At 67.0% G+C, this 6,618-nt stretch carries 8 protein-coding genes and 2 tRNA genes; 5 read left to right on the forward strand and 5 right to left on the reverse strand.

The genetic code is table 11. The features are described from left to right. Positions 1–83 precede the first annotated feature (83 nt). Together BN972_RS22115 and lipE are read right to left on the reverse strand one after the other, a co-directional pair. The gene (locus BN972_RS22115) at positions 84–1,190 is read right to left on the reverse strand and encodes an Rv2629 family ribosome hibernation factor (protein WP_036362577.1); all 1,107 of its coding nucleotides are present in this window, start codon (positions 1,188–1,190) and stop codon (positions 84–86) included. Between the two features lie 37 nt (positions 1,191–1,227). After that, complete coding sequence (gene lipE / locus BN972_RS22120) at positions 1,228–2,469, reverse strand: lipase LipE (protein WP_036362580.1); 1,242 nt, start codon at positions 2,467–2,469, stop codon at positions 1,228–1,230. A 24-nt stretch (positions 2,470–2,493) separates the two neighbouring features. On the opposite strand from lipE, the gene BN972_RS22125 reads away from it, so the two are divergent. After that, entirely contained in the window at positions 2,494–2,880 is a 387-nt protein-coding gene (locus BN972_RS22125; RefSeq protein ID WP_036362583.1) for a hypothetical protein, read from the forward strand. On the opposite strand, the gene BN972_RS22130 is transcribed toward BN972_RS22125, so the two are convergent. Beyond that, a complete protein-coding gene (locus tag BN972_RS22130) occupies positions 2,867–3,703 on the reverse strand; it encodes a crotonase/enoyl-CoA hydratase family protein (RefSeq protein ID WP_036362585.1) in 837 nt (278 codons plus the stop codon). The genes BN972_RS22125 and BN972_RS22130 overlap by 14 nt on opposite strands. A gap of 24 nt (positions 3,704–3,727) precedes the next feature. On the opposite strand from BN972_RS22130, the gene BN972_RS22135 reads away from it, so the two are divergent. Next, on the forward strand, positions 3,728–4,309 hold the full coding sequence (locus BN972_RS22135) for a TIGR03086 family metal-binding protein (RefSeq protein ID WP_036362587.1): 582 nt from the start codon (positions 3,728–3,730) through the stop codon (positions 4,307–4,309). On the opposite strand, the gene BN972_RS22140 is transcribed toward BN972_RS22135, so the two are convergent. Continuing rightward, the gene (locus BN972_RS22140; protein ID WP_036362589.1) at positions 4,306–4,767 is read right to left on the reverse strand and encodes a DUF4334 domain-containing protein; all 462 of its coding nucleotides are present in this window, start codon (positions 4,765–4,767) and stop codon (positions 4,306–4,308) included. The two genes, BN972_RS22135 and BN972_RS22140, sit on opposite strands and share 4 nt — an antisense overlap. A gap of 11 nt (positions 4,768–4,778) precedes the next feature. Beyond that, a complete protein-coding gene (locus BN972_RS22145) occupies positions 4,779–5,834 on the reverse strand; it encodes a pyridoxal phosphate-dependent aminotransferase (protein WP_036362591.1) in 1,056 nt (351 codons plus the stop codon). Between the two features lie 82 nt (positions 5,835–5,916). Between BN972_RS22145 and BN972_RS22150 the strand changes: the two genes are divergently transcribed. From BN972_RS22150 to BN972_RS27845, 3 genes are all read left to right on the forward strand, one after another. Next, positions 5,917–6,008, forward strand: a tRNA-Ser gene (locus tag BN972_RS22150). Between the two features lie 46 nt (positions 6,009–6,054). Then, a tRNA-Arg gene (locus BN972_RS22155) sits at positions 6,055–6,127 on the forward strand. A 163-nt stretch (positions 6,128–6,290) separates the two neighbouring features. Then, a partial coding sequence (locus BN972_RS27845) for a PE family protein (RefSeq protein WP_080697082.1) occupies positions 6,291–6,618 on the forward strand: 328 nt, incomplete at its 3' end.

A 6,618-nucleotide genomic window follows, 5' to 3' on the forward strand; every position in this document is an offset into this window, starting at 1 on the left:
GGCCGCGAGCGTGCGTGTCGGTACAGCGACACGCCGCCGCGGCCGGCATTTTGTGCACGCTCGCGACTAAGCGACGCCCCAAGCTAGTGCAGCGTCGGCGCGTAGCGCAGCACCGCGGCGATGCCGTCGGCCGGCGAGATCCGCTCGTCGGTGCGTACCAGCGACGCTCCGACCGAGATGGCGAACAGCGGCAGCGCCTCGTCGGCGCGCAACGTTTTGTCGGGTGCGGCGCCCTGTTCGGACAGCACGTTTTCGTTCGGCGCTACGGTGGTCAATCCCTCGTCGGCGACCACCGTGGCATCGCCGATGTCCCCAACGATCAGCGTCTCGACCGCCCCCTGCCGCAACGCCGAACACACGGCATCCAACCCTTCGGCGGCCAGTCCGGATTGCCGCCCGACCTCGGCGGTGAATCGCTCGGCGGCGTCTTCGAGGATCTGCAATTGCCGTTTGGCGAACCAGGTTTCGATCTCGCGTTGCACCTCGTCGAAGTCGTGCCCGCTGTGCCGCGCGCCGACCTCTAGGGGCACGGCCCGCTCGCCGATCCGCTCGGGCAGTTCCGCCAGCAGGTCGCTGCGGGACCGCACCTCGCCGACCAGGAAGACCGCCTCGGAGCCGGTTTGGTCCGTCAGCTCGGCGATGCGGTCGGCTACGGCGCGCATGTTCTTGCGGGCGGCCTCCTCGGTGCGCGGTTGCGGGTCGCCGTATCCGGCGGTCTCGGCGCCGGCGGCCTTGTGAACGGGGTAGCCGCCGCCGTCGACCGTCTCCGAGCGCAGCCCGTTGTTGTCGCGGACGGTCAGGTCGGCGCCGGTGTGGTCGACGATCGCCAGCACGTAATTCGGCTCGTCCATGCCGAGTTCGAGGACCGGGACCAGGTAGGGCAGTTGCGACACCCGTGTCACGGTGGCGGCGGGCGGGCGCACCAAATGCTCGTTGATCAGGACGCCGGTAGGGCCGGCCACGACCGCCCGTCCGCTGCGACCGATCGGCGGCTGCAGATCCATGACGGCGCGCTCGATCTCTTCGACGACGGATTCGTCTGCGCCCTGCCGCTCGAGTTCCTCACGCACCGCGCGCCACTTCAGGTCGAGTTGAGCTGCGGCGTCATGGCTGTCGTGTGAGTCGTCGAAGTAGACGGAGGCAAAGGGTCCGGGGGTGTTCAGCAGTTTTCGGAAGCGTTCGGAATCCATGTTTCGATGGATGCCCGCCTAGTCCACCGACAAACGCTCACACCCGCGGGATCGACGCGGCGATGGTGTCCATCAGCGCGGTGTACCGCTTGATCTCGGGGTCCTTGCCGGGCTTCCCGCTGCTGATCACGCCACCCGCCAGACCGCGCGCCGGGTCCGCCCAGATCGCGATGTTGGCCAGCCCGAGGTTTCCGAACGCGGCCGCAGCGTTGCGCCCGAACGGACCCCAGCGGTCAGTGCCAAGCATGAAGCCGGTGCCCCACCGGGCCGGCTGCAGTCCCACCGCGAAATCCGGCCGCAGCCGTCGGGCCTCCTGCACGGCGTTGTACATGCGTTCCGCGCTGATGATCCGTACGCCGTCGAGTTCGCCGCCGCGGCGCCAGATCTCGGCGAACCGCGACAGCTCGTCCGCGGTCGAAACGCCGTTGGACGAGGGCACCACGGTGGTCAGGAACGCCGGGGTGTTGGTGTACGGGATGATTTCGTGCACCGTCCCGCCGATCGCCTTGCGGAAGATCGCGGCGATCACCGGTGGCAACGGCTTGCCGGTCGGATGACTGGGCGCAACCAGGGGAATGTCCTGCTTTGCCACGCCGAAGTTGGTCCACCGGAAGTTCAGTGGCTCGAGGATTTCGCTGGCCAGGATGTCGCGAATGTCCTTGCCGGTGCTGGCGTAGACGATCTCCCGCATCAGCGGCCCCCACGTGAGCGCGTGATAGATGTGCACCAGACCCGGCCGGTACAGCGGACGCAGCTTGCCCAGCTGTTCCTGGGCGTATTCGTGGTCGTCGGCGCGCTTGAGGTCCGGACGGGGTCCGGTGGGAAACGGGACGCCCGCGCTGTGGTTCAGCACGTGCCGGATCGTGGTGCGGTCCTTGCCGTGGCTGGTGTAGCTCGGGATGTATTCGCAGACCCGGTCGTCGAGGTCGAAGACCCCGCGTTCGACGAGCAGGTGGACGACGGTCGCGGTGATCCCTTTGGACGCCGAATACACGCAGAACGGGGTGTCTGTGGTGACGGGAATCTTTTCGGCGTCGGGTTCGTCGGTGGGGGCGTTGCCCCAGCCGTGCCCGATGGCCCGGTTCAACACCACCCGGCCGTTGCGCCGGAGGCACAGCTGGATGGCGGGGTGCATGCCGGCCCGGTACCAGTGCCGCGCGGCCTGCCAGATCCGTTCGACGGCGGCGCTGCCGATTTCGGAGTGGTCTTCTTCGCCGATCGCCGTGACGGCGTCCAGGTCGTCGGGCACACGGATCCGGCCATCGGGTGTTGACGTCATCGCCGACAGCCTAGCTTTACAGGCATGGCCGCCCGGTTGCGCTACGTCGAGGTGATCCTGCTCGTGTTCGGCGCCTACTCGGTCGGCCTGGGGTTATTCCAGTGGCTGGCACCCGAGACTTTCTTCGACACTCTCGGCGCCTTCGGGATCCGCAACACCCACTACATCTTCGACAACGCGTCATTCGAGTTGCCGCTCGGCCTCATGCTGCTCGCGGCCCTGCGGTGGCCGTCCTGGCGAGTCCCCGCGCTGGCGTTCGCGACGGCGCACTGGGCGCTGCACGCCCTCAGCCACCTCATCGACACCAACCACCGCGCCGGCCAAACCGTCGGGTGGCTGGAATTCGCCGGACTGGCGATCTCGACGGGCTGGCTGGCTATTGCGCTGTGGTTCAGCGCTATTCGCCGGTGAACTGCGGCGGGCGTTTGGCGAACGTCGCGGAGATGCCCTCGGTGAGGTCCTTCGACGGCAGGAACGCCGCGTTCCAGGCGGCGACGTAGCGCAGGCTCTCCGACACCGCCGAGGTGCGCTGCTGATCCAGCACGTCCTTGATGCCGTGCACCGTCAACGGGGGATTGGCGGCGATCTCGGCGGCGGTGGCGTGCGCGGCGGCCAGCGTGGCCTCGGCGTCGTCGTAGACGTCGTTGACCAGGCCGATCTTCTCGGCGCGGGCGGCGTCGATGTCCTTACCGGTCAAAGCCAGTTCGCGCAGGTGTCCGTCGTTGAGAATCAGCGGCAGGCGGGCGAGGCTCCCGACGTCGGCGACGATGGCCAGCTTGACCTCGCGCACCGAGAACTTCGCGTCGGCGCTGGCGTAGCGGATGTCGACGGCCGAGATCAGGTCGACGCCGCCGCCGATGCACCAGCCGTGCACCGAGGCGATGGTGGGTGTGCGGCAGTCGGCGACCGCGGTGATGGCGGCCTGCATGCGCTTGACCTCGCGATGGAACACCGCCCGCGGGCCGGCCAGCGCTTCGCCGGACAACAGGGGCGTGAACGAGCCACCCATGGCCGGCACGTCCAGGCCGTAGCTGAAGTTGCGGCCCGATCCGGTCAGGACGATGGCGCGGACCTCGGGGTCGGCGTCGAGCGCGGCGAACAGCTCGGGCAACTCTGCCCAGAACGCGGGACCCATCGCATTGCCCTTGCCCGGTCCGATCAGCGTCACCTGTGCGACCCGGTCTTTGACCTCGACGGTCACAGATTCGTATGCCTGTTCAGATGCCTCGCCCATACCCGAGACCGTAGCGTGGCGAATATGCCCGCAGACTTGCGCCCCGGACCCGATTCTCCGCCAAACGACGAGCTACGCAGCGCGGAATTGACACTGGGGATCCTGGAAGAAGTGGTCAAGACCATTGCCCGGGAGGACCTGACCCGACAGACCCCCTGCACGGAGTTCGACGTGGCGGCGCTGACCAAGCACCTGCTGAACTCCATCACGGCGATCGGCGGCATGGTGGGCGCCGAACTTCCGGAGCCCGACGACGAAGACTCGGTCGAGCGACAGATCATCCTGCGGGCCCGGCCGACCCTGGACGCCTGGCATCGGCATGGCCTGGACGGCACCGTGCAGCTCGGCGATAACGAAATGCCGGCACAGGTCGCGGCGGCCGTGCTGTCGCTGGAATTTCTGGTGCACGCCTGGGATTACGCGGTCGCGTTGGGGCGCGACGTCGAGGTCCCCGATTCGCTGGCGGAATACGTGCTGGGGTTGGCGCACCAACTCATCAGGCCCGAACGGCGGGGCGGGGCCGGCTTCGACGATCCCGTCGAGGTGGCCGACGATGCGCGGGGTCTGGACCGGCTGGTCGCCTTCACCGGCCGCAACCCGGCCTAGGCCCGCTCGAGATAGAAGTAGAAGTAGCGGCCGTCGTGTACGACGCCCTTGCCGTTCATGATGCCCATCACCGCGTCCTCGTCGATCACCTTGAAGTGGTCGTGGACCGGCTGGCCGTCGTAGACCATCGTCGCGGTCACCTCGCCGCGGAACTCCTCCAACCACAGGCTGGCCTCGCCGTTGCCCATCTTGAGGTTGGAGAACTTGTTGCCGTCGGCATCCACACACACCAGCGGCTGGACGTCGACGGCGGACTTGAAGGTCTTGCCGAACCACCCGGCCTTCTCCAGTTGGTGGTTCATCTTGTGGCCGGTGACGAACTCGCCGCCGCGCCATTCCCCGAGCATGCCGTCGATGGTGGCCGGTGCCAGCGATGCCCAGAACTCGTCGAGCTCGCTGTCCGGGATGTCCCCGTCGCGCTCCTTGAACTCGGTGAACTTCTCACGGGCCGTGCTCATCGCAAGACTCCTCAAATCCATTTGCGGGCGAACCGCAGCATGGCGTCGTTCTCTTCCGGGGCGGCGGTGACGGTGACGCGCACACCGTCGCTGCCGTAGGGGCGGACCACGATCAGCGCGTCGGCGGCCTGTTCGACGAAGTCCCGCGTCCGGGGACCCAACGGCAACCAAACGAAGTTGGCCTGCGAATCCGGCAGGGTGAAGCCGGCCGCGCGCAGTTCGGCGCTGACCCGCACCCGCTCGGCCACCACCGCGTCGGTGCGGGCCAACAGTTCGTCACCTGCTTCCAGCGAGGCAATGGCCGCGGCCTGGGAGACGCTGGTCGCGGTGAACGGGACGTAGACCTTGTCCAGCGCGGTGATCAGCTCGGGATGCCCGATCGCATACCCCACCCGCAGACCGGCCAGACCGTAGGCCTTGGAGAAGGTGCGCAGCACCACCACGTTGTCGTGTGCGCGGACCAGGCCCAGGCTGTCGGGTGCCATACCGTCGCGGATGTATTCGACGTAGGCCTCGTCGATGGCGATCAGGATGTCCGATGGCACCGCTTCGACGAAGCGAGTGAGCGCGTCCGGGTCGACGACGGTCGATGTCGGGTTGTTGGGATTGCAGACGAAGATCAGCCGGGTCCGGTCGGTGATTGCGGCCAGCATCGCGTCGAGGTCGAAGGTGTGGTCCTGCAACGGCACCTGGACGGGCAGGGCCCCGGCCACCTGGACCTGCGGCGGGTACAGCTCGAAGCTGCGCCAGCCGAAGACCACCTCGTCACCGACCGAGGCGGTAATTTGCACGAGTTGCTGGCACAGGCTCACCGAGCCGCAGCCGACCGCGATGTGCTCGGCGGCGAAGCCCGGCCCGACATGGCGGGCGAGCGAGGCCTTGAGCTGCACGCAGCCGTTGTCGGGGTAGCGGTTGATCAGATCGGTGGCGTGTTCGATGGCCGCGCGAACGCTGGGCAGCGGGCCGAACACCGTCTCGTTGCTGGCCAGTTTGATCGCACCCGGCACGGTCTTGCCGGGAACGTAAACGGGCAGCCCCGCCAGCGCGGGCCGCAGGCGGGCGGTCACTTCGACAGCATATGTCGCAGCTGTGTACGCTATGCCTCCGGCGGCTCCGGGTTCCGGGGTCGGGTAACCTTTGGAAGGCCATGGAGGCGTGCCAGAGCGGCCGAATGGGGCTCACTGCTAATGAGTTGTCCCCCTCAAAGGGGACCGGAGGTTCAAATCCTCTCGCCTCCGCCAGGCAACACCTGTTAGACCACTGCCTGACGACAACTGAAGAATGCCGGCGCCCGTAGCTCAACGGATAGAGCATCTGACTACGGATCAGAAGGTTAGGGGTTCGAATCCCTTCGGGCGCGCTTATGAATTGATATCGGTTGTAAAGCTTTTTTACGGCCGCGTCGTCGTCGATAACACTCTTATAACGTTTCGACTGCGGACGAATAAAAGCACCCGACCAACCAGCGCTTTTGCTTTACGGTTCGTAGGTTCCGAACGCCGGTATGTCCGAGGTGTGATGCCGTGTCATTTGTGTTTACACAGCCCCAGTTGCTGGCGGAGGCTGCGACGAATTTGGCGGGTATCGGGTCATCGCTGACAGCGGCCAATTCAGCGGCCGCGCTGCCCACCACGAGCGTGCTGGCCGCCGGCGCTGACGAGGTTTCGACCGCCATGGCCAACGTGTTCGGTTCGCATGCGCAGCAGTACCAGCAGATGAGCGCCCAAGCGGCGAATCTGCATCAGCAGTTCGTCCAAGCGATGAACTCCGCGGGCAACGCGTACGCCGGCGCCGAGGCGGCGAATGCGAAACCGATGGCGGGCGGTGGGGCCACAGCAGGCGGCGGGGCCG

This window comes from Mycobacterium asiaticum DSM 44297, from assembly GCF_000613245.1.
GTDB lineage: Bacteria > Actinomycetota > Actinomycetes > Mycobacteriales > Mycobacteriaceae > Mycobacterium > Mycobacterium asiaticum.